The organism is Pseudomonas sp. Irchel 3H9 (assembly GCF_900187495.1).
GTDB lineage: Bacteria > Pseudomonadota > Gammaproteobacteria > Pseudomonadales > Pseudomonadaceae > Aquipseudomonas > Aquipseudomonas sivasensis.
On sequence record NZ_FYDK01000002.1, the window covers coordinates 477,095 to 498,693 of the forward strand.

General features: G+C 59.6%; 18 protein-coding genes. 7 read left to right on the forward strand and 11 right to left on the reverse strand.

Annotation, left to right across the window (positions count from 1 at the left end; all coding sequences use genetic code 11):
* Positions 1 to 31: 31 nt before the first annotated feature.
* The 10 genes from CKW32_RS08185 to CKW32_RS08230 all read right to left on the reverse strand — a co-directional run bounded on the left by CKW32_RS08185 (position 32) and on the right by CKW32_RS08230 (position 12,873).
* Complete coding sequence (locus tag CKW32_RS08185) at positions 32 to 1,984, reverse strand: acetoacetate--CoA ligase (protein WP_095184543.1); 1,953 nt, start codon at positions 1,982 to 1,984, stop codon at positions 32 to 34.
* Positions 1,985 to 2,495: 511 nt separating this feature from the next.
* Positions 2,496 to 3,269, reverse strand: coding sequence for a 3-hydroxybutyrate dehydrogenase (locus tag CKW32_RS08190; RefSeq protein WP_095184544.1), 774 nt, complete (start codon positions 3,267 to 3,269; stop codon positions 2,496 to 2,498).
* Between the two features lie 7 nt (positions 3,270 to 3,276).
* The gene (locus CKW32_RS08195) at positions 3,277 to 4,668 is read right to left on the reverse strand and encodes a GntP family permease (RefSeq protein ID WP_032886537.1); all 1,392 of its coding nucleotides are present in this window, start codon (positions 4,666 to 4,668) and stop codon (positions 3,277 to 3,279) included.
* A 293-nt stretch (positions 4,669 to 4,961) separates the two neighbouring features.
* A complete protein-coding gene (locus tag CKW32_RS08200; protein WP_095184545.1) occupies positions 4,962 to 6,353 on the reverse strand; it encodes a sigma-54-dependent Fis family transcriptional regulator in 1,392 nt (463 codons plus the stop codon).
* On the reverse strand, positions 6,350 to 7,924 hold the full coding sequence (locus CKW32_RS08205) for an ABC transporter ATP-binding protein (RefSeq protein ID WP_095184546.1): 1,575 nt from the start codon (positions 7,922 to 7,924) through the stop codon (positions 6,350 to 6,352). The genes CKW32_RS08200 and CKW32_RS08205 overlap by 4 nt, the downstream gene beginning before the upstream one ends.
* A gap of 10 nt (positions 7,925 to 7,934) precedes the next feature.
* On the reverse strand, positions 7,935 to 8,957 hold the full coding sequence (locus tag CKW32_RS08210) for an ABC transporter permease (protein ID WP_049712947.1): 1,023 nt from the start codon (positions 8,955 to 8,957) through the stop codon (positions 7,935 to 7,937).
* Positions 8,957 to 10,018, reverse strand: a complete 1,062-nt coding sequence (locus CKW32_RS08215) for a microcin C ABC transporter permease YejB (protein WP_095184547.1) — start codon at positions 10,016 to 10,018, stop codon at positions 8,957 to 8,959. Before CKW32_RS08215 ends, CKW32_RS08210 begins: the two co-directional genes overlap by 1 nt.
* Positions 10,018 to 11,877 carry an extracellular solute-binding protein gene (locus CKW32_RS08220; protein WP_032886532.1) on the reverse strand — a complete coding sequence of 620 codons (1,860 nt, stop codon included), beginning with the start codon at positions 11,875 to 11,877 and terminating at the stop codon, positions 10,018 to 10,020. Before CKW32_RS08220 ends, CKW32_RS08215 begins: the two co-directional genes overlap by 1 nt.
* A gap of 130 nt (positions 11,878 to 12,007) precedes the next feature.
* On the reverse strand, positions 12,008 to 12,289 hold the full coding sequence (locus CKW32_RS08225) for a peptidylprolyl isomerase (protein ID WP_005788801.1): 282 nt from the start codon (positions 12,287 to 12,289) through the stop codon (positions 12,008 to 12,010).
* 89 nt (positions 12,290 to 12,378) lie between these two features.
* On the reverse strand, positions 12,379 to 12,873 hold the full coding sequence (locus CKW32_RS08230; RefSeq protein WP_095184548.1) for a DUF1543 domain-containing protein: 495 nt from the start codon (positions 12,871 to 12,873) through the stop codon (positions 12,379 to 12,381).
* Positions 12,874 to 12,979: 106 nt separating this feature from the next.
* On the opposite strand from CKW32_RS08230, the gene CKW32_RS08235 reads away from it, so the two are divergent.
* A complete protein-coding gene (locus tag CKW32_RS08235; RefSeq protein WP_095184549.1) occupies positions 12,980 to 13,801 on the forward strand; it encodes an aldo/keto reductase in 822 nt (273 codons plus the stop codon).
* Between the two features lie 53 nt (positions 13,802 to 13,854).
* On the opposite strand, the gene CKW32_RS08240 is transcribed toward CKW32_RS08235, so the two are convergent.
* Complete coding sequence (locus CKW32_RS08240) at positions 13,855 to 14,370, reverse strand: Hcp family type VI secretion system effector (protein WP_032886529.1); 516 nt, start codon at positions 14,368 to 14,370, stop codon at positions 13,855 to 13,857.
* 476 nt (positions 14,371 to 14,846) lie between these two features.
* Here CKW32_RS08240 and tssA point away from each other — a divergent pair, with 476 nt between their 5' ends.
* From tssA to tssG, 6 genes are read left to right on the forward strand one after another with little or no spacing between them, the layout of a single operon-like run.
* A complete protein-coding gene (gene tssA, locus CKW32_RS08245) occupies positions 14,847 to 16,394 on the forward strand; it encodes a type VI secretion system protein TssA (RefSeq protein ID WP_095184550.1) in 1,548 nt (515 codons plus the stop codon).
* A gap of 30 nt (positions 16,395 to 16,424) precedes the next feature.
* The gene (gene tssB / locus CKW32_RS08250) at positions 16,425 to 16,922 is read left to right on the forward strand and encodes a type VI secretion system contractile sheath small subunit (RefSeq protein ID WP_032886528.1); all 498 of its coding nucleotides are present in this window, start codon (positions 16,425 to 16,427) and stop codon (positions 16,920 to 16,922) included.
* Positions 16,923 to 16,950: 28 nt separating this feature from the next.
* Positions 16,951 to 18,426 (forward strand): type VI secretion system contractile sheath large subunit, encoded by a 1,476-nt coding sequence (gene tssC, locus CKW32_RS08255; protein ID WP_095184551.1) that lies wholly within the window; start codon positions 16,951 to 16,953, stop codon positions 18,424 to 18,426.
* Positions 18,423 to 18,842: a type VI secretion system baseplate subunit TssE gene (gene tssE, locus CKW32_RS08260; protein ID WP_371853989.1), complete on the forward strand. Its 420-nt coding sequence runs from the start codon at positions 18,423 to 18,425 to the stop codon at positions 18,840 to 18,842. Before tssC ends, tssE begins: the two co-directional genes overlap by 4 nt.
* Positions 18,832 to 20,619 carry a type VI secretion system baseplate subunit TssF gene (gene tssF, locus CKW32_RS08265; RefSeq protein ID WP_095184552.1) on the forward strand — a complete coding sequence of 596 codons (1,788 nt, stop codon included), beginning with the start codon at positions 18,832 to 18,834 and terminating at the stop codon, positions 20,617 to 20,619. Before tssE ends, tssF begins: the two co-directional genes overlap by 11 nt.
* On the forward strand, positions 20,583 to 21,590 hold the full coding sequence (gene tssG / locus CKW32_RS08270; RefSeq protein WP_095184553.1) for a type VI secretion system baseplate subunit TssG: 1,008 nt from the start codon (positions 20,583 to 20,585) through the stop codon (positions 21,588 to 21,590). The genes tssF and tssG overlap by 37 nt, the downstream gene beginning before the upstream one ends.
* The last annotated feature ends 9 nt before the right edge of the window (positions 21,591 to 21,599 follow it).

Sequence of the window (21,599 nt, forward strand, 5' to 3'; positions counted from 1 at the left end):
ATGAGTGCGTCAGCGCTGAATCCTTTCATCTTTATGCCAGTTCCGGGCGGTCGCGGAACTGTTCCAATGCCTGCGGGTTGGCCAGGGCGTCGGTGTTCTTGACCGGCTCGCCATGCACCACATTGCGCACCGCCAATTCGACAATCTTGCCGCTGATGGTACGAGGGATATCGCTGACAGCCAGGATTTTGGCCGGCACATGGCGCGGTGTGGTGTTGGCGCGGATCACTTGGCGGATCTGCTGTTGCAGGGTCTCATCCAACTCGATGCCCTCATCGAGGCGCACAAACAGCACCACGCGCACGTCGTCTTGCCAGCGTTGGCCGATGGCCAGGCTTTCCAGTACCTGTGGGACTTTCTCCACTTGGCGATAGATCTCCGCCGTGCCGATGCGCACGCCGCCGGGGTTGAGCACCGCGTCGGAGCGGCCGTGAATCAGCAGGCTGCCATTCGGGCGTTGCTCAGCGTAGTCGCCTTGGGCCCACACGCCGGGGAACTGACTGAAATACGAGGCGCGCAGCTTCTTCTGGTCGGGGTCATTCCACAAGCCGATGGGCATGGCCGGGAAGTGCCGGGTACACACCAGCTCGCCTTTTTCACCGACCAACGGCTGGCCGTGGTCGTCCCACACTTCAATGGCCATCGCCAGGCTCTTGCACTGCATTTCGCCTCGGCGCACCGGCAACACCGGGTTGCCGATAACAAAGCAGGACACGATATCGGTGCCGCCAGACATGGAGGATAAACACAGCTCGCCCTTGATCTCGCGGTACACATAGTCGTAGCTCTGGGGTGACAGCGGCGACCCGGTCGAGATCAGCCCCTTGAGGCTGCCCAGGTCGTGGCTCAGGCGCGGTTGCAGCCCGGCCTTTTCCAGGGTGGCGAGGAATTTTGGGCTGGTGCCGAACACGCTGATCTTTTCGGCATCAATCAAGTCGATCAGGCGCTCAGGTCCAGGATGAAAGGGCGAGCCGTCATACAGTACAGCCGTGGCGCCGATGGCCAGTACCGAGACCAGCCAGTTCCACATCATCCAGCCGCAGGTGGTGTAGTAGAACAGGCAGTCCTCGCGGGACAGATCGGCATGCAGGCCGTGTTCCTTGAGGTGTGTAAGCAATACGCCGCCGGTGCTGTGGATGATGCACTTGGGCACGCCGGTGGTGCCGCTGGAATAGAGGATGTACAGCGGATGATCGAAGGGCACCGCGACAAACTCAGGCTCGCCACCGGGTTGGTAAAAGTCCTGCCACAGCACAACCTTCGCCTGGGTGCGGTAGTCCTCGACCTGCGCCTCGGGCCGCGCGTACGGCACCACAATCAACTGCTCCAGGGACGGCAGCCGTTCGAGGATTTCATTGAGTTTGGCGCTCTGGTCGATGGGTTTTCCGGCGTACCGATAACCGGCGCAGGTAATAAGCACCTTGGGCTCGATCTGGCCGAACCGGTCGATCACGCCTTGGGTGCCGAAGTCCGGCGAGGAGCACGACCAGATTGCGCCCAGGCTGGTGGTGGCGAGCATGCCCACCAGGGTTTGCCAGGTGTTGGGCATGCACGCCGCCACCCGGTCACCGATGCCGACGCCAGCCGACCGCAGACTGTTTTGCAGGCCGGCGACGTGTGCGGCCAGTTCGGCGTAGGTGAGTTGTTCGCGCTGGCCGTCTTCGCTGATCGCGACCACGGCCGGGTGGTGGTCACGCCGACGCAGCAGGTGCTCGGCGAAATTCAGGGTCGCGCCGGGAAACCACTGGGCGCTGGGCATCTCGGCGCCTTCGATCAGTACCGCGCCGGGCGGGCTGCGAAACTGCACGTCGAAGTAGGCGACGATCGCCTGCCAGAAGTCCGGCCGCTGGTCGATGCTCCATTGGTGGAGGGCGGGGTAGTCGCCCAGTTGCAAGGCGTGGCGGTCGTTGATGAAGCGGCGGAACTGGTCCATCCGCGTGTGGCGGATGCGTTCCGGTGAGGGTTGCCAGAGGATCTCGGACATCAGCAAGGTCTCTTGTTTTTATGCAAGTCTTCAAAACAATAGAATTCTACTGTGGGAGGGGACTTGCTCCCGATAGCGGAGTATCAGCTAGCCCGTGTGGTACTGACCCGCCGCCATCGGGAGCAAGCCCCCTCCCACAATTTAGAACGCCAGTGTCTGTTTTTATTGGGCCAGCCAGCTGCCATCATTGTTTTTATGCAAGTCTTCAAAACAATAGAATTCTACTGTGGGAGGGGACTTGCTCCCGATAGCAGAGTATCAGCTAGCCCGTGTGGTACTGACCCGCCGCCATCGGGAGCAAGCCCCCTCCCATAATTTAGAACGCCAGTGTCTGTTTTATTGGGCCAGCCAGCCGCCATCATTGTTTTTATGCAAGTCTTCAAAACAATAGAATTCTACTCTGGGAGGGGGCTTGCTCCCGATAGCGGAGTACCAGCTAGCCCGTGCGGTACTGACCCGCCGCCATCGGCAGCAAGCCCCCTCCCACAATTTAGAACGCCAGTGTCTGTTTTTATTGGGCCAGCCAGCCGCCATCAATGTTCCACGCCGCGCCACGTACCTGCGCACCGGCCTCGCTGCACAAAAACAACACCAACTCACCCAACTGCGGCGGCGTCACAAACTCCAGGGACGGCTGTTTCTCCGCCAGCAAATCATGCTGCGCCTGGTGCGGGTCCACACCTTTGGTCACGCGATCATCAATTTGCTTTTGCACCAGCGGCGTCAGCACCCAGCCGGGGCAAATCGCATTACAGGTCACATTGCTGGTTGCCGTCTCCAGGCCTACCACTTTGGTCAAACCGATCACGCCATGCTTGGCCGCTACATAGGCTGCCTTGCCCACCGAACCGACCAGGCCGTGAACCGAGGCGATATTAACGATACGCCCCCAGCCCTTGGCCTTCATGCCCGGCAGGCTCAGGCGCGTGCTGTGGAACACCGAGGACAGGTTGATCGCGATGATCGAGTCCCAGCGTTCGGCCGGGAACTCTTCCACCGCCGCCACATGCTGAATGCCGGCGTTGTTGACCAGGATGTCCACGCCACCGAACTCACGCTCGGCGTAGGCGAACATGTCGGCGATCTGCGCCGGGTCGCTGACGTCCGCAGGGTGATGCCCCACCTTGCCACCAAACGCCTGCACCTGCGCGATCACCGCGCTGGCGTCGCCGAAGCCGTTGAGGATCAAGTTGGCGCCTGCCTGTGCCAGGCTCAAGGCAATGCCCAGGCCGATGCCGCTGGTGGAGCCGGTGACCAGGGCGGTCTTGCCATTCAAAGTCGTCATGAAAACCTCACACAATGCCGGTGGCGTAGAAAGTACCGATCACCACGAACACCGCGAGGGTCTTGATAATCGTGATGCCGAAAATGTCTTTGTAGGCTTCGCGGTGGGTCAGGCCGGTCACCGCCAGCAGGGTGATCACCGCGCCGTTGTGGGGCAGGGTGTCCATGCCGCCGCTGGCCATGGCCGCGACCCGGTGCAGCACTTCAAGGGGAATATTGGCCGCATGGGCCGCCGAAATAAAGCTCTCGGACATGGCCGCCAGGGCGATACTCATACCGCCCGACGCGGAACCGGTGATACCGGCCAGCAGGGTCACGGTAATTGCTTCGTTGACCAGCGGGTTGGGGATGCCCTTGAGCCAGTCCGCCAGCACGAGAAAGCCTGGCAGCGAGGCAATCACCGCACCAAAACCGTATTCCGACGCGGTATTCATTGCTGCCAGCAAGGCGCCGCTGACTGCACTTTTGCTACCTTCGGCGAGCTTGCTTTTGATCGCCGACCAGCCGAAGGCCAGCACCATCAAGATCCCGACCAGCAACGCCGCCTGCACCGCCCAGATCGCGGTGAGCTTGGCGATTTCAGTGGTCACTGGCGCGCTCATGCCCGGCAGGCTGAGGCTGTGGGTCTTGCCGTACCACTGCGGGATCCAGTGGGTGAACAACAGGTTCATCACGCCCACCAGGATCAGCGGCGACAGCGCGATCCACGGGTTGGGCAGAGTGAGGTTTTCGGCGGTCTCAGGCTCGTTGCGCAACTCAGTGCCATAGCCTTCACCCGCGCGCTGGGCCTTGTTGCGTTGCCGCGCCAGGTACAGCATGCCGGTGCAGAACACGAAGATCGTGCCGATCAACCCCAGCCACGGCGCCGCCCAGGCGGTGGTGTTGAAGAAGGTACTGGGGATGATGTTCTGGATCTGCGGCGTGCCGGGCAGGGCATCCATCGTGAACGAGAATGCGCCGAGGGCGATGGTCGCCGGAATCAGCCGCTTGGGGATATTGCTCTGGCGGAACATCTCCGCCGCGAACGGGTACACCGCGAACACCACCACAAACAGCGATACGCCGCCGTAGGTGAGCAGGGCGCAGACCAGCACGATCACCAACATCGCCTGACGCGTGCCAAGCAAGCGGATCGCAGCGGCCACGATGGAGCGCGAGAACCCCGACAGCTCGATCAACTTGCCGAAGACCGCACCGAGCAGGAACACCGGGAAATACAGTTTGATAAAGCCGACCATTTTCTCCATGAACACCCCGGTAAAGGCGGGGGCGACAGCGGACGGGTCGGTGAGCAGTACCGCGCCAAGGGCGGCGATGGGGGCAAACAGGATAACGCTATAGCCACGGTAGGCGGCCAGCATCAGCAGCGCGAGCGCGGCCAGGGCAATGATCACACTCATGGTGTGTCTCCATCGGATTGTTATTTTTGTGGGTGAAACTGTGGGGAGGGCTATAGCGAGATGTGTGCCACATTTTCAAGTTATTGAAATATATGGATATTTTTTAATTTCTTTCGAGTGTTTTTGGGTTTTGTCTCAATTTCGAGACAAGCGAAGATCAAATGTGGGAGGGGGCTTGCCCCCGATAGCGGTGCATCAGCCAACAAATGTGTTTACTGACCTGATGCTATCGGGGGCAAGCCCCCTCCCACATGGATTGTCTTTTTCTGGAGAACTTAGTCTCTGTATAGAGATTAGGCGATGCCCAGTGCCACCATCTTCTTGTACAGCGTCGACCGTCCCAGCCCCAATCGCGTGGCCGCCTCGACCACGTTGCCGTCACAGGCCTTAAGTGCCGTCGCAATCAGCTGTCGATCAAACCGCTCCCGCGCCGCCGCGAATGTCTCGCCCTCAACCGTTGCGACCGCGCCGCGCTCCACGGGGCTGAACGTGCCGATCGCCGCGCGAATGTCCGTGGCATTCAACATCAAGTCATCACTCAGCAACGCCGCCCGCTCCAGCACATTACGCAGCTCACGGATGTTCCCTGGCCACGCATGCTGTGCCAGCAGCGCCAGAGCCTCGCGGTCCAGCTCATGCTGGCTGCGCAGTTCTTCGAGGATCGCCTCGCTCAATGCGGGAATGTCCTCCAACCGATCACGCAGTGGCGGCACGTGGATCGGCAACACATTCAGCCGGTAATACAAATCGGCGCGAAACTCACCACGCTTGATCGCCGCTTCCAAGTCCATGGAGGTCGCCGCGATTACCCGCACATCGCTGTGCAGCATCTCGTTGGAACCCACCGGTTCGAATTCCTTTTCCTGCAACACCCGCAGCAATTTGCTTTGCAGCGGCAGCGGCATATCCCCGATTTCATCGAGGAACAGCGTGCCGCCCTGGGCAATCTGGAATTTGCCTGGACGGCCCTTGCGATCAGCGCCGGTAAAGGCGCCTGGCGCGGTGCCGAAGAATTCGGCTTCGAGCAGGTCGTGGGGAATCGCCGCGCTGTTGACGCTGACAAACGCCTTGTGCGCCCGTGGCGAGGCACCGTGGATGGCCTGGGCCAGCAACTCTTTGCCGGTGCCGGTTTCGCCGAGCAACAACACCGGCGACTCGGCACTCGCGCTGCGCCGGGCACGGCGTTTGACTTCCAGGCTGGCGGCGCTGGTGCCGATAAAGTGCGCGAAGTTGTACTTGCTCTGGCGTGAGCGCAGCAGCGAGCGGGTGGAGGCCAGTTCCTGCTGCATGCTCAGGTAACGTTCGATCAACGGCGACAGGTTGCGCAGTTCATCGAACAACGCGAAACCAATCGCGCCGATCACCGCGCCAGCGTCGTTGTGGATCGGCAGGCGCATCACCACCAACGGGCCTTTGGGTGTGTCCTGGATATCCAGCAGGATCGGCTGGTCGTTACGTACCACTTGGCGCAACAGGCTATTGGAAATCACCTGCTCGCACGGCTGGCCGATGGCCTCGTCAGCGCTTTTGAGGCCGAAGCGCTTGGCGTAGCGCTCGTTCATCCACACGATATTGGCGTCGCGGTCGACAATCACCGTGCCTTCGCTGGACTGCTCGATGATCTCGAACAGCGACTGGATCGCCAGGCCGCGAACCTGTTGGTAGTCCTTGAGGCTGGTGCTCATGTCGACAGCCCGCACGCCGCCGCCAGCAACTCCTTGGTATAGGGATGTTGTGGCGATTCGAACACATCATGGCTCGCGCCGCGCTCCACCACCTTGCCGTCCTTGATCACGATCATGTCGTGGGCCATGGCGCGTACCACGGCCAGGTCGTGGCTGATGAACAAGTAGGTCAGGCCGTACTTTTCCTGCAGCTCGCGCAGCAGTGCAACCACCTGTTTTTGCACCGTGCGGTCAAGCGCCGAGGTCGGTTCGTCCAGCAGCATCAGCGCGGGTTTCAACACCAGGGCGCGGGCGATGGCGATGCGTTGGCGCTGGCCGCCGGAGAACTCATGGGGATAGCGATGGCGGCTGGCGGGGTCTAGGCCCACGTCCTTGAGCACCTGGATCACTTGCGCGTCGCGGTCGGCGAGGCTGCACGGCGCGTGGACTTCCAAGCCTTCGCTGATGATTTGCTGTACCGACATACGCGGGCTGAGGCTGCCGTAAGGGTCCTGGAAAACCACCTGCATCTGTTTGCGCCAGGGGCGCATTTGCTGATGGTTCAGCGGGTCGAGGGCTTCACCCTGGAAGCGGATGCTGCCGGTGGAATCCAGCAGGCGCAGGATCGCCTGGCCCAGGGTGGATTTGCCCGAGCCGGACTCGCCGACAATCCCCAGGGTCTTGCCGCGCTGCACGTTGAGGCTGATGCCATCCACGGCGCGCAGGTAGGTTTTGCGCCGAAACAGCCCACCGCCGAGGGGGAACTCTACGGTCAGGTCATCCACTTCCAACACGGTCTCGCGCGGATCGCTGCACAGCACATCGCCGGACGGCTCGGCGTCCAGCAACAGGCGGCTGTAAGGGTGTTGCGGCGCCGTGAACAAGGTCTCGCAGTCAGCCTGCTCGACAATCTCCCCGGCGCGCATCACGCACACGCGCTGGGCGATGCTGCGCACCAGGTTGAGGTCATGGCTGATCAACAGCAGCGACATACCGAGGCGCTGTTGCAAGGACTTGAGCAGCAGCAGGATCTTACGCTGCACGGTCACGTCCAGCGCGGTGGTGGGTTCGTCGGCAATCAGCAACTCCGGCTCGCAGGCCAGGGCCATGGCGATCATCACGCGTTGGCGTTGGCCGCCGGACAGTTGGTGCGGATAAGCCTTGAGGCGCTCCTGGGGTTTCTGGATGCCCACCAGTTCGAGCAGTTCAAGGATGCGCGCCTGCGCCGCCTTGCCGCCCATGCCCTTGTGCAGCAGCAACGTTTCGCCGATTTGCTTTTCGATGCTGTGCAGCGGGTTGAGAGAGGTCATGGGCTCCTGGAAGATCATCGCGATACGGTTGCCGCGCAGTTTCTGCAGGGTCGCCGTCGACGCGCCGATCAACTCCTGGCCGCGATATTTAACCGAGCCCGTGGTAGCTGTGCCGGCTTCGGGCAGCAATTGCAGGATCGAATGGGCCGTCACCGACTTGCCCGAGCCCGACTCGCCCACCAGTGCCAAACACTCGCCGGGGCGCACGTCCAGGCTCAGGTTACGCACCACGGTCTGGCCGCTGAAGGCGACACTGAGGTCGCGGATTTCGATCAGGTTCATAGGGACTCACTCATGAACGTGGGTCGAAGGCGTCACGCAACGCCTCGCCAATAAAGACCAGCAGCGACAGAATCAGCGCCAAGGTGAAAAACGCCGTCAGGCCCAGCCATGGCGCTTGCAGGTTCTGCTTGCCCTGGGCGATCAGTTCGCCCAGGGATGCGCTGCCCGCCGGCATGCCGAAGCCGAGGAAATCCAGGGCGCTCAAGGTGGAAATCGCGCCGGTCAAAATAAACGGCAGGTAGCTCAAGGTGGCGGTCATCGCATTCGGCAGGATATGTCGGCGGATGATCTTGCCGTCGCCCAGGCCCAGCGCCCGTGCAGCCTTGACGTATTCCAGGTTGCGCCCGCGCAGGAACTCGGCGCGCACCACGTCCACGAGGGCCAGCCAGGAAAACAGCGCCATGATCCCCAGCAACCACCAGAAATTGGGCTCGACAAAGCCCGACAGAATGATCAGCAGGTACAGCACCGGCAGACCGGACCAGACCTCAAGTACCCGCTGGCCGATCAGGTCGACCCAGCCGCCGTAGTAACCCTGCAAAGCCCCGGCGGCGATGCCAATGGCTGCGCTGATGGCCGTCAGCGCCAGGGCGAACAGGATCGACACCCGCGCGCCGAAAATGACCCTCGCCAGCACGTCGCGGGACTGGTCATCGGTGCCCAGCCAGTTCACCGTCGAGGGCGGGCTGGGGGCAGGGCGGGTCAGTTCGTAGTTGGGGGTGTCATCGCTGAAAGGGATCGGCGGGAACAACATCCAGCCGCCGTCCTGTTTGATCAGCTTTTGCACATAGTCGCTGCGGTAGTCGGCCTGGAACGGCAGCTGGCCGCCGAACTGCTGCTCGGTGTAACGCTTGAACACCGGGAAATACAGTTCGTTCTTGAAACTCAGCACCAGGGGTTTGTCGTTGGCGATCAGTTCGCCGCCGAGGGTCAGGATAAAGAGGCCGATAAACAGCCACAGCGACCACCAGCCACGGCGATTTTTCTTGAAACGCTCGAAGCGTCGGCGTGCCACGGGAGACAAGTTAAGCATCAGGCGTTCCTCGCGGCGAAGTCGATACGCGGGTCCACCAGGGTGTAGCAGAGGTCACCGATGAGTTTTATCAGCAGGCCAAACAGGGTGAAGATAAACAGCGAACCGAACACCACCGGGTAATCCCGCGAAACCGCCGCTTCGTAGCTCATGCGACCGAGGCCATCCAGGGAGAAAATCACCTCGATCAGCAAGGAGCCGGCAAAAAACACGCTGATAAATGCCTGGGGAATCCCCGAGATCACCAGCAGCATGGCGTTGCGGAACACATGGCCGTACAGCACACGTCGTTCGCTCAAGCCTTTGGCCCGCGCGGTCACCACGTATTGGCGGGTGATTTCATTGAGGAACGAGTTTTTGGTGAGAATGGTCAGGGTGGCGAATCCGCCGATTACCAAAGACGTCACCGGCAACACCAGGTGCCAGAAGTAGTCGGCGATCTTGCCCAGGGTGCTCAGTTCTTCGAAGTTCTCCGACACCAGTCCGCGCACCGGGAACCAGTTCAGGGAGGTGCCGCCGGCGAACACCACGATCAGGAACATCGCGAACAGGAACGCTGGCATCGCATAGCCGATCACGATGGCAGTGCTGCTCCACACATCAAAGCTGCTGCCGTGGCGCACCGCCTTACGTATCCCCAGCGGGATCGACACCAGGTAAGTGATCAGCGTGGCCCACAGCCCGAGGGAAATGGTGACGGGCATCTTTTCCAGGATCAGGTCGATCACCGTCGAGCCGCGAAAGAAGCTGTTGCCGAAATCCAACTGAGCATAGCTCTTGAGCATCAGCCATAGGCGTTCCGGTGCGGACTTGTCGAAGCCGTACTGTTTTTCAATGTCCTTGATCAGCTTCGGGTCCAGGCCCCGACTGGACCGCGAGCCGCTGCTGATGCCTTCGCCGGATGAGCCGCCGACACCGCCGCCGCCAATCCCCTGCAAGTGGGCGATGGCCTGTTCCACCGGGCCACCGGGGGCGGCCTGCACGATCACGAAATTCACCAGCAGGATGATCACCAGGGTTGGGATGATCAGCAGCAGGCGCCGCACGATATAGGCAAACATCAGCGCGCTCCTCCGCGTTTTTTCAGTTCGGCATTCATCTGCTCAGTGGTCAGAGGTGTGGGGCTGACTTCCCACCAGGTTTCCAGGGCCTCGTCATTCTTGGCCTCGATGGCCGGGCGGCCGAAACGGTTCCACCAGGCGGCGGACGTACCGGGCGGGTAGTAATTGGGGATCCACAGGTAATTCCATTGCAGCACCCGGTCCAGGGCATGGGCGTAGGTGAGCATCTGCGCCTGTGTGTCGGCTTTGACCAGACCTTTGATCAAGGCGTCAACCGCCGGGTCCTTGAGCACCATGTAGTTGTTTGCGCCCGAATCAAAAGCGGCGCTGGAACCAAAGTAGTTGTACAGCTCCATGCCCGGCGAGGTGGTGACAGGGAACCCGGTGACGATCATGTCGTAGTCCCGTGTCATCAAACGGTTGACGTACTGAGAGGAGTCGATGCGACGGATATTAAGGGTGATGCCGATCTGCGCCAGGTTGCGTTTGTACGGTAGCAACAGTCGCTCCAGACCGGCCTGCGCATTGAGGAAGGTGAACTCAAGCGGTTCGCCTTCGGCGTTTACCAGCTTGTCGCCGTTGGGTTTCCAACCGGCCTCTTCCAGCAGGGCCAGGGCTTGGAGCTGTTTGTCACGGATCATGCCGCTGCCGTCGGTGACCGGTGCCTTGAACACTTGGGTAAACACCTCGTCAGGGATCTGCCCACGCAACGGTTCAAGAATCGCCAGCTCTTCCTGGGTGGGCAGTTGGGTCGCCGCCAGCGGGCTATTAGAGAAGAAACTCTGCTGACGAATGTACATATTTCGCATCATCTGCCGGTTGGCCCATTCGAAATCCCACAGCATTGCCAAGGCCTGGCGCACGCGGCGGTCTTTGAATACCGGCTTCTGCACGTTGAAGACATAGCCTTGGGCCGGTTGCGGCATTTCCTTGGCCAGGTGAGCGCGTTGCAGGCGGCCATCGTCCAGGGCAGGGCCGTTGTAGCCGATGGAGTAGCCGGTGGCGGAAAATTCACGATTGAAATCGTAGGCGCCGCCTCGCAGCACCTGGCGGGCTACTTCGGTATCACCGAAAAACTCCAGGCTCAGGTGATCGAAGTTGTACAGGCCACGGCTGACGGGCAAGTCTTTGCCCCACCAGTCCGGGTCGCGAGTAAAGGTAATGGTGTTGCCGGAGTCGACCTTGCTGACTTTGTACGGGCCGCTGCCCAGTGGGGCTTCGTAGCCGCCGCCATTGGCGAAGTCGCGGGTCTTCCACCAGTGCTCCGGGAACACCGGCAGGGTGGCGATATCAAGGGGGAGGGTGCGGTTTTCGTTGCTGGAAAAGTCGAAGCGCACCTGGCGCTCACCTTCCACTTCGACGTGCTTGACGTCGGCGAACAGTGTGCGAAAACGCAGGCTGCCTTGGGTCATTAATAAATCAAAGCTGTAGCGAACGTCTTCGGCGGTGATGGGTTTGCCGTCGGCAAAGCGCGCCTTGGGGTTCAGGTAGAAACGCAGGGACAGGCCGTCCTCGGCGCGCTCCATTTTTTCGGCGACCAGGCCGTAGACCGTATAGGGTTCGTCCAGAGAGCGCAGGGCGAGGGGCGCGTAGAGCCAGCCGTCAACCTGTGACACGCCGATGCCTTTGTCGATATAGGGCAGCACATGATCGAAGCGTCCGATTTCGATGGCCGAACGCCGCAGGCTGCCGCCCTTGGGCGCGTTGGGGTTGGCGTAGTCGAAATGGGTAAAACCGGCGGGGTACTTGGCCGGTTCGCCGTACACCGTCAGTGACGGTTGGGGGGCCGCGATCACGGCGGTGCTGGCCAGCAGCAGGGCGAGGGTAGAGCGAAATAGAGTCGAAAAGGCCAATCGCATTATCAGTCTTGAGCGCCGGAAGAACAGGAATAGGGATTTGTACGCTAACGGCATCAGCGTCGCCAGTCATCACATGCACAACGGCCCACCAAAAGGCGGGCCGTTGTTTGTAGCATCAGCGTGGACTGGATCAGTCCTGGCGGCTGGTGACTTCCAGCAGGTGGTAGCCGAACTGGGTTTTCACCGGGCCTTGCACGGTGTTGACCGGGGCGCTGAAAACTACGGTGTCGAATTCTTTAACCATTTGGCCTGGACCGAACGAACCCAGGTCGCCGCCTTGACGGCTGGATGGGCAGCTGGAGTTGGCTTTGGCGATTTCTGCGAAATCGGCGCCGCCTTCGATTTGGGCCTTGAGTTCGTTGCACTTGTCTTCAGTGGAAACGAGGATGTGACGGGCGGTGGCTTTGGCCATGGGGAGTAACTCCTTGAGTAAAAAGGGTGAGCGTACCGGATTCAGGCGGTTATTTCCTGGCAAAGTTCCCGGTATTTGATCGGCCGCTCTCAGGGCAGCACGATATAGTCGTTGCGCTGCAGGATTGCCCGGTGTGGTGCCTGGACGAGGTGCAGATAGCGCCCGTCGACCAGATCGATGGGCAGGCAGTCATCGATATCCAGCACGCCGTCGGTGTGACCCTGGGACCAATGCCCCAGCATCTGTTGCTTGCCCATGCGGGTGGCTTCCTGTTTGTTGCGCGCGACCACCAGCAGGTAATGATGGGCCTCGCCAAAGGTGTTCGCTTCGTACCCACCAAGGTTGATGAAGTACAAGTGATGGGCGCCGGCCTGGGGCGCCAGGTGGCTGAGTTCGACCTTCCAGCCGTCGATGCCATCCACGGCCATCCAGGAATCGATATGCACGCCCTTGGGGCTGCCAAACCAACCGTCGCGCAATTGCGGGTAAGTGGCTTCCAGCGTATCCGCAGCGGCGAACACCACATCGTGAACTTCGATTTTCGCCCTGGGGTGCTTGCCCCCGAGCATCACGATAAACAGCATTGCGGGTCTTTCCTCGCGACTTGGCAAAGGGCAACCATACTTCGATTGAACCCTTTTGTCCGACCAATGCCACACTGTTAACCCGCGAACTCATCAGGAGGTTGTCATGCGTACTATTGATCTGGCCGGCGTTCCCGTCCCTGTCATCGGCCAGGGAACCTGGCGCATGGGCGAAAACCCGGACCAGCACCGCGCCGAAGTCGCGGCGTTGCAACTGGGGATCGACGAGGGCATGACCCTGATCGATACCGCCGAAATGTACGGCGAGGGCGGCGCCGAAACAGTGGTTGGCGAAGCTATTCGCGGTAAACGTGACCAGGTGTTCCTCGTGAGCAAAGTCTACCCGCACAATGCCAGCCACAAGGGTGTGCCGCGGGCCTGCGAAGCCAGCCTCCAGCGGCTGGGCACTGACTACATCGATCTGTACTTGCTGCACTGGCGTGGCCAATACCCGCTTGAAGAAACCGTTGAAGCCTTCGAGCGTCTGCGCGACGCCGGCAAGATCGGTCGTTGGGGTGTCTCCAACTTCGACGTGGCAGACCTGCAGGAGCTTGCCTCCCCAGCCTGTGCGACCAATCAGGTGCTCTACAACATCGAAGAGCGCGGCATCGAGTTCGATCTGCTGCCCTGGTGGCAACAACATCACTTGCCCTTGATGGCGTACTGCCCGATCGCGCAAGGCGGTGAGTTACTGTCCAGCGCGACGCTCAAGCAGATCGCCCATCGTCATGAGGTCACACCGGCGCAGGTCGCCCTGGCCTGGGTGTTGCGCCAAGAGGGCGTGATCGCCATTCCCAAGGCTGTGTCGCCGGAGCACGTGCGACTGAACGCAGCCGCCGCCAAACTGGTGCTCGATGAGCATGACCTAGACGCCATCGACCGCGTCTTCGGTGCGCCCAAGCGCAAGCATCCGCTGGCGATGGTCTAACCCGCTGGCAGAAACGGCGCCGTCCCTGGCGCCCGTTCCTGCGTGGGGCCGGGTTAACCGGCTACCGGGCTGCGCCAGTCATCCGACCCGGACGTGCCGGACACTTCGTGGGTCCATACGATCTTGCGATAGGTGAAGTACACGTCCTCCAAGTGTGTGAAGTGGGCATTGCTCGGGTCCTGGCAGTTGGGCATGCGTGATTGGATGTCCACGATGGTTGCCCCTTCCAGTTCGATGGTGAAGTAGTGCTCCTGTGCTCCGGCAGATGTGCTGCGCATCCATTCCAGGCGGCACGTGACCTGCTCACCGCTGGTCAAGGCGCTGAACAGGAGTGGTGATGACTTATCGAAGACCTTACTGATCATCAGCGGTTTGTGAACCCTCTGGCCGGTTGGTTGACCGGACTGTGGGTCCCGCGGAACGACTACTTGGTGGGAAAAGGCCTGGACCAGGATCTGGTCTGCATGGCCCTGCTGGTAAGTGTTGCCTACAGAGTCCTGAGTAAATGTGCCTGCCGTAATCAAACCCTGTTTGACGCCGGTGATAGAGAGATACGCGGGTGTTGGCATGACGGGTTTCCTTGCCTGATTGAAAGGTCGTTCACACCGGCGACTGCGCCGGTTGGAGAAATGCCTATAACAAGAAACGTGCCTGAAAGTGTGGGAGCCAATAAGTACTTGGTGTCCGTTGAGTGTCTGCGCGGCATGTAGAAAGTTATTGAGGGTTTGGGGGCGGTTTGTCGGGTATTAATTGCGCATAAGTGCGCATTTAATTGCTCATGCCGATAAGGCGTCTGGCAATTGATTTTCGCTGATATTCGATTCGATAGGCCGGTTTTATTGCGCAATATCCAGCATATGCCTTAGTTTACTTCGCCCGTAGGACAAGTCTTAAGTATGTGGTTATTGCTTGCTGAATGTTATTGGCATGGCTAAGGTTTGCGAACTTCGTGGCGAGTCGAGCGAAGCCAAGATGACATTCTGGTGCGAATTTTAAGTTTGCTTAGTTTGTTGTTCGTACCTTGATTAATTGCGTGCGGTCCTAAATGGGATACTCGGATAAACTCTGCGTTCATTATCTTGAACTTGCCAAACTACCCTGTTCGCAAACAAGTTTTGCTGGCGGTGATATACGGTATTCGAGTGAGTATGAAGCCCTGGAGTCTGAACTGGGAAAGATGCAGTCCATTCATGGCGCTGGCCAGCCGGACTGGCAAAAGACTCTGGACATCAGCGAATGCCTGCTGCGTGAGCAGTCCAAAGATCTGCGCGTGGCGGTCTGGCTGACGTGGGCGCTGTACCAGCGCGAATCCTTTGCCGGTCTGCTGGCAGGGCTCGGGTTGCTGCGTCATCTCTGTGAGCATCATTGGTCCACGGTGCACCCACAAAAGCTGCGCACCCGCAGCGCGGCGTTCGGCTGGTTGGTCTTGCGCCTTGAGACACTGCTTGTTCAAAGCCTTTCGCTTCAGGACCAGCAGCCTTTATTCCGAGCGTTGCTGGAACAACTCTCCCGCCTTGATGAGCTCTGGACTGCCCATTTGGGCGAGGGCGCGCCGCTCTTGCTACCGATTCGCAGGCAACTGGACCAGCGGATGGAGCTTGCGGCGCAGGGTCATCCCGCCGTCACAGGGGTGAGTGCCGTGATTGCACACGTCAAACAGGCCACCATCCCGTTGTTGAAAACCGAACTGACGGTCAACAACGAAAAGGACGCGCATAAATTGTTGCGTGCCTTGCAAGAACAAGCCCGTCCGTTGTGTACCTGGTGGTTGCGCCACAACGCTACCGACTTGCGGGCCTTGCACCTGAGCCGAACGCTGGCATGGCTGGCCATCGTCCGCTATCCGGACGCCAACAATGAGCGCGTCACCGCGCTGTACGCGCCGCCCTGCGACACGCTCAAACGCTATCAGGAGCGGTTTTGCCAGGGGCATCACGCCGATCTACTGGTTGAACTTGAGGCTTGCTTCTCAGGTGCCATGTTCTGGTTCGACGGGCTGCACATGATCTGGCAGTGCCTGGAGGCTCAGCAGGCGAAGCAGGCCATGACCGAACTGGAAGTGAGCTTTGCCCTGTTGCTGCAACGCTTGCCGGACTTACCGGCGTTTCGTTTTCACGATGGCGCTCCTTTTGCCAACAGCAGTACTCGCGACTGGATCGCACTGCATGTTTCCCATCACCTGCAAGCGCCTGAAGTGCCCGGTGTGGTGGCCGATGCCGAGCCCTGGGAGATCGCTTTGCAGGATGTATTGCCTCGGCTGGGCAAAGAGGGACTCAAGGCCGCCGTGCAACAGCTCAAGCAAGGCTTGCACGCCGCCCGCAGTGATCGAGCACGCTTTTACTGGCGCCTGGCCCAGGCGCGTTTATGTGTCCACGCGGGCAAGCATGAACTGGCGAAGATCCTGCTCGAACATTTGGATGTCGAGCTGCAACGCTCGGGCCTGGAGCGCTGGGAACCGGAGCTGGCGTTTCAAGTCACCCAACTCTTGCATCGCTGCTGCGACCTGATGCCGCAAAACCATGCCGTGCGCGAGCGCAAGGAAGACACCCACCGCAGGCTGTGCCTCTTCGATCTTGAAGCGGTACTTGAATAGGCTCACGAGCCAAAAAAAAGGAGAAATACCATGGCCAAAGAAGGTTCGGTAGCACCCAAGGAACGCATCAATATCACCTTCAAACCCGCCATCGGTGGTGCTCAGGAAGAAGTCGAGCTGCCGTTGAAACTGCTGGTGCTGGGGGACTTCACCCAGCGTGAGGACCTGCGCAAGCTCGAAGATCGCAAACCCATCGCCATCGACAAGAACACCCTTGATGAGGTGCTGGCCAAACAGGCGCTGAGCCTCACGCTGAATGTACCCAACCGTCTCCAGGAGTGCGCCGAAGTTGAAGAACTCGCCATCCAGGTACGCATTAATTCGATGAAGGATTTCAACCCCGCAAACCTGGTGGAGCAGATCCCCGAGTTACACAAGCTGATGGCCCTGCGTGAGGCGTTGATGGCGTTGAAGGGACCGCTGGGCAACACGCCGAGCTTTCGTAAAGCCATCGAACAGGCTCTGGCCGATGACGACTCCCGTGCCCGGGTATTGGCAGAGTTGGGCCTGAACAGCCAAATCGCCTGATATTTCTCAGTAAAAGGACACTGGTGCCATGACGACTCAACACACTCCGATACCTGTACACAGCACTGATGAGTGCAGCATCCTCGACAACATCATCGCTCAGACTCTGTTGAGTGCGGACGACGAGGCCTACGGCATTGCAAAGCGTGGGGTCTCGGCCTTTATCGAAGAACTGATCAAGCCGCAGAACAGCGGTGAACCGGTCAAGAAGCGTCTGGTTGACCGGATGATTGCCGAGATTGACGAAAAGCTCAGTCGGCAAATGGATGAGATTCTTCACCACCCAGGTTTCCAGGCGCTGGAGTCCTCCTGGAAAGGCCTGCAGCTGTTGGTCGAACGCACCAACTTTCGAGAAAACATCAAGATCGAACTGCTGAATGTCTCGCGGCAAGACCTGCTGGATGATTTCGAAGACTCGCCAGAGGTGACTCAGTCAGGGCTCTATAAGCATGTCTACAGTGCGGAATACGGTCAGTTCGGCGGCCAGCCGGTGGGCGCGATCATCGCCGACTACTTTCTGTCGCCCAGTGCCCCTGATGTGAAGTTGATGCAATACGCCTCCAGTGTGGCTTGCATGGCCCATGCACCTTTTATCGCTGCCGCCGGGCCGGGTTTTTTCGGTTTGGAAAGCTTCACCGACCTACCTGATCTGAAGGATCTCAGGGACCATTTCGAAGGCCCTCAATTCACCAAATGGCAAAGCTTCCGCCAGAGCGAAGACGCCCGATATATCGGTCTGACTGTGCCGCGTTTCCTGCTGCGAACGCCTTACGATCCCCTTGAATGCCCGGTCAAGACGTTTGCCTACCGAGAAACCGTGGTGAACAGCCACGAGCACTACCTATGGGGTAACACCGCCTACACCTTTGCCACACGCTTGACCGACAGTTTCGCGCGGTTTCGTTGGTGCCCTAACATCATCGGTCCGCAAAGCGGCGGCGCAGTGGAAGACTTACCCTTGCATCACTTCCACAGCATGGGCGAAATCGAAACCAAGATTCCCACTGAAGTACTGGTGTCCGACCGCCGCGAATATGAACTGGCACAAGAGGGCTTCATTGCCTTGACGATGCGCAAGGGCAGTGACAATGCCGCGTTTTTCTCCGCCAGTTCGGTACAAAAGCCCAAGAGTTTCGGCATCAGTGCCGAGGGCAAGGAAGCGGAGTTGAATTACCGCCTGGGCACTCAATTGCCCTACATGATGGTGGTCAATCGTCTGGCCCATTACCTCAAGGTCCTGCAACGGGAGCAACTGGGGTCGTGGAAGGAGCGTACCGACCTTGAGCTGGAGCTCAACAAGTGGATTCGCCAGTACGTCGCAGACCAGGACAACCCCAGTGCCGAGGTGCGTGGGCGGCGGCCATTGCGTGCGGCGCGCATCGTGGTCAGTGACGTTGAGGGTGAGCCTGGTTGGTACCGGGTCAGTCTGAGCGTACGACCGCACTTCAAATACATGGGGGCTGACTTCACGCTGTCCCTGGTTGGCAAGCTCGATAAAGAATGAGCAGGGGCCAAGGGGTGACCCGCAACCGAAGTCTGTTTGAGCGACTTGGGTATCCAGCTGAGCATTCAGCCTGTGGCGTGAGGTCTGTCGCAGCTCACCTGGGAAAAATGCTCAGCATCCGCGCGGGCAGTGTGCAGACATTGCCGGACTACGGAATGCCGGACCTCAATGACATGAACCAGAGTCTGCATGAGTCCTTGAGCCAGTCGCGCTTATTGATCGAGCGGTTTATCCGCGCCTACGAACCACGCTTGAAACAAGTCCGCGTGAGGTCGTTACCCCGAGGTCACGACGCTTTGGCCCTGGTGTTTGCCATCGACGCCACGCTCTCTATCGACGGGGTGACGCAACCTGTGGTGTTCACCGCGCGCCTGCGGGATGCGGGACAGGTTGAGGTCTTGCCTGATGTCCTTTAACCAGTATTACCAAAGTGAACTCAGTGCGTTGCGTCTGCTCGGGCGGCGTTTCTCCGAGCGAAATCCCGCGCTGGCGCCCTTTCTAGGGGAGGCTGGCCAGGATCCGGATGTGGAGCGATTGCTGGAAGGTTTTGCCTTTCTCACCGGTCGCTTGCGCCAGAAATTGGATGACGAGTTGCCAGAGCTGACGCACTCGTTGATGCATTTGCTGTGGCCCAACTATATGCGGCCGATACCTGCGTTCAGCATTTTGCAGTTTGACCCGCTGAAGCATACGGGCGTCGGGGTGATGGTCGCACGGAATACGCCAGTCGAAAGCGGTGCGGTGAATGGCGAACGCTGTCGCTTTCGGACCTGTTACGACACCCGCATCCTGCCGTTGCAACTGAGCGCATTGGAGTATTGCGTCCAAGGCGAACAGGCGTCGATGAGCCTGCGCCTCGACATGAGTGCCGGAGGCAATTTCAGCGAATGTGAGTTCGACCAATTACGTCTGCATCTGGCGGGAGATCGCTACATCAGCCAAGGGTTATATCTGAGCCTATTGCGCGAGCTTGAAGGTATCGAGTTACGACCACTGGACTGCGATGGACGAGCTGTGAGCGCGGCTGATGGCAAGCCCCTGTTGATGCGACTCGACGCTGAGCAGGTAAAACCGGTGGGGTTCGCCGAGGAGCATGCGCTGATGCCCTATCCGCACACTACGTTTAGTGGGTATCGCCATTTGCATGAGTATTTCTCCTTTCCTGAAAAGTATCTGTTCGTCGATGTAAAGGGGCTGGATGTGCTGCAGCGGTTGCCCCCGGACCAACTCAAGCAAATCTGCAGCATTCAAGTGTGCTTCACGTTGCGCGTGGGCTGCCAGACCACCGAGTGCCCCACTTTGAGCAACGTAAAGCTGTACTGCACGCCCATCGTCAACCTGTTCAAACATGATGCAGTTCCGATACGCCTGGACGGCAAGCAGGACGAGTACCTGCTGATTCCTGGAGAGTACGCGCGGGAAAATGCTTGTGTGTTTTCCGTAGATAAGGTCATGGGTTGGCGCCCTGGCGGGTTGGGGTATCAAGCGTACGTCCCGTTTGAAACCTTCGAGCATGATGGCGATATCGACGCTTCGGCGCCCCCCACCAGCTACAGCATTCGGCAGCGCGCGTCGGCGCACCACACAGGGCTCGATACTTGGCTGACGTTTGGAAATGGGCAGGTGCATGCCCAGGAAACGCTGTCGATCGAGCTGACATGTACCAATCACAACCTGCCTCGGCAATTACAGGCAGGTGACATCAATCAACCCTGTGAGCAGACGCCGGAGGGGTTGTCGTTTCGCAATATCTGCGCGCCGACCGCGAGTTTTGCGCCGCCCCTTGACCAGGATTTTCTCTGGCGACTGATCAGCAACATGTCGCTCAACTATTTGTCACTGACCGATATCAACGCGTTCAAGGTGCTCCTGCAAACCTACGACGTGCCGCGTTACCACGACCGGCACGCGCAAAAGGTCAGCCAGAGAAGGTTAGGTGCGTTGCGATCCATCAGTCATAGGCCGGTCGATCGTTTGTACCGCGGAATGCCATTTCGTGGCTTGCAGATTGACCTGAGCATTGATTTCGAAGGCTTCCTCGGGAGGGGCGAAGCGTTTGTGTTCGCCTCGGTGCTGAACGAGTTCTTCGCGCTTTACGCAAGCCTCAATGCCTACCACGAACTACGTGTCATCAGCACACAAGGAGATGTGTACCTATGGCCACCCCGGATGGGGCAGCAGCCCCTGCTTTGAAGGAACTGTGCAGTGCGATCCGCGAATATTCGCTGTTTCAGGCGATTTTGCAGGTGATCAAGCGCCTGCGCGCCGCCCATCCTTTGCTGGATGACGATGCGCTCTATGACAGGTTGGAGTTTCAGGCCAACCCAGGTCTTGGTTTTCCCGGTCACGACATCGATCGGGTGGAGTTTTTTGTTGAACACGGTCAATTGCGTGCGCGTCTTCGCCTCAACGTTCTGGGTCTGTGTGGCGCTGGGTCGCCCTTGCCGGCGTTTTACGGCGAGCAGGCGTTTGCCGATGAGGCGAGTGGACACGCCACTCGCGATTTTCTGGACCTGTTTCACCATCGTCTGCAACGGCTGATGCTGCCGATCTGGCGCAAATACCGTTACCAGGTGAGCTTCCAGGCGCAGGCCCGTGACGCGTTTTCCGAGCAGATGTTTGCGTTGATTGGGTTGAAGGGCCGGCAGCTGCGCACTGCAGCGCAGTTGGACTGCAAGCGGCTGTTGCCCTACCTGGGTCTGCTTAGTCTGCGGGCGCATTCGGCGGCGGTAATCGAGACAGTGCTGCGTTACTACTTCAAGCACGACCGCGTGTTTATTGAGCAGTGGGTCGAACGCTCGGTGGTCATTACTCCCGCGCAGTTGAACCAGTTGGGTGTTGCCAACAGCGTGCTGGGCACCGACCAGGTTTTGGGAGACCGGGTCGCCGACTGCAGTGGCAAGTTCAGGGTGCACGTACAGGGCCTGGATTGGCAGCAGTTCCACGGTTTTTTGCCGACGGGTGCGGACTATCCGCTGCTGTGTGCGTTGGTACGACTGACCGCTCGCGACCCGCTGGATTACGACCTGCGCCTGGTGCTGGACAAGGAGTCCATCAGGCCGTTGCACGTGGGTGAATACAACGTCTGCAGGCTGGGTTGGACCAGTTGGCTGGCACACGAATGCGCCGACGGTGTGGTCATCGTGGCCAACAACGCTCACTAGGGGCTCTTG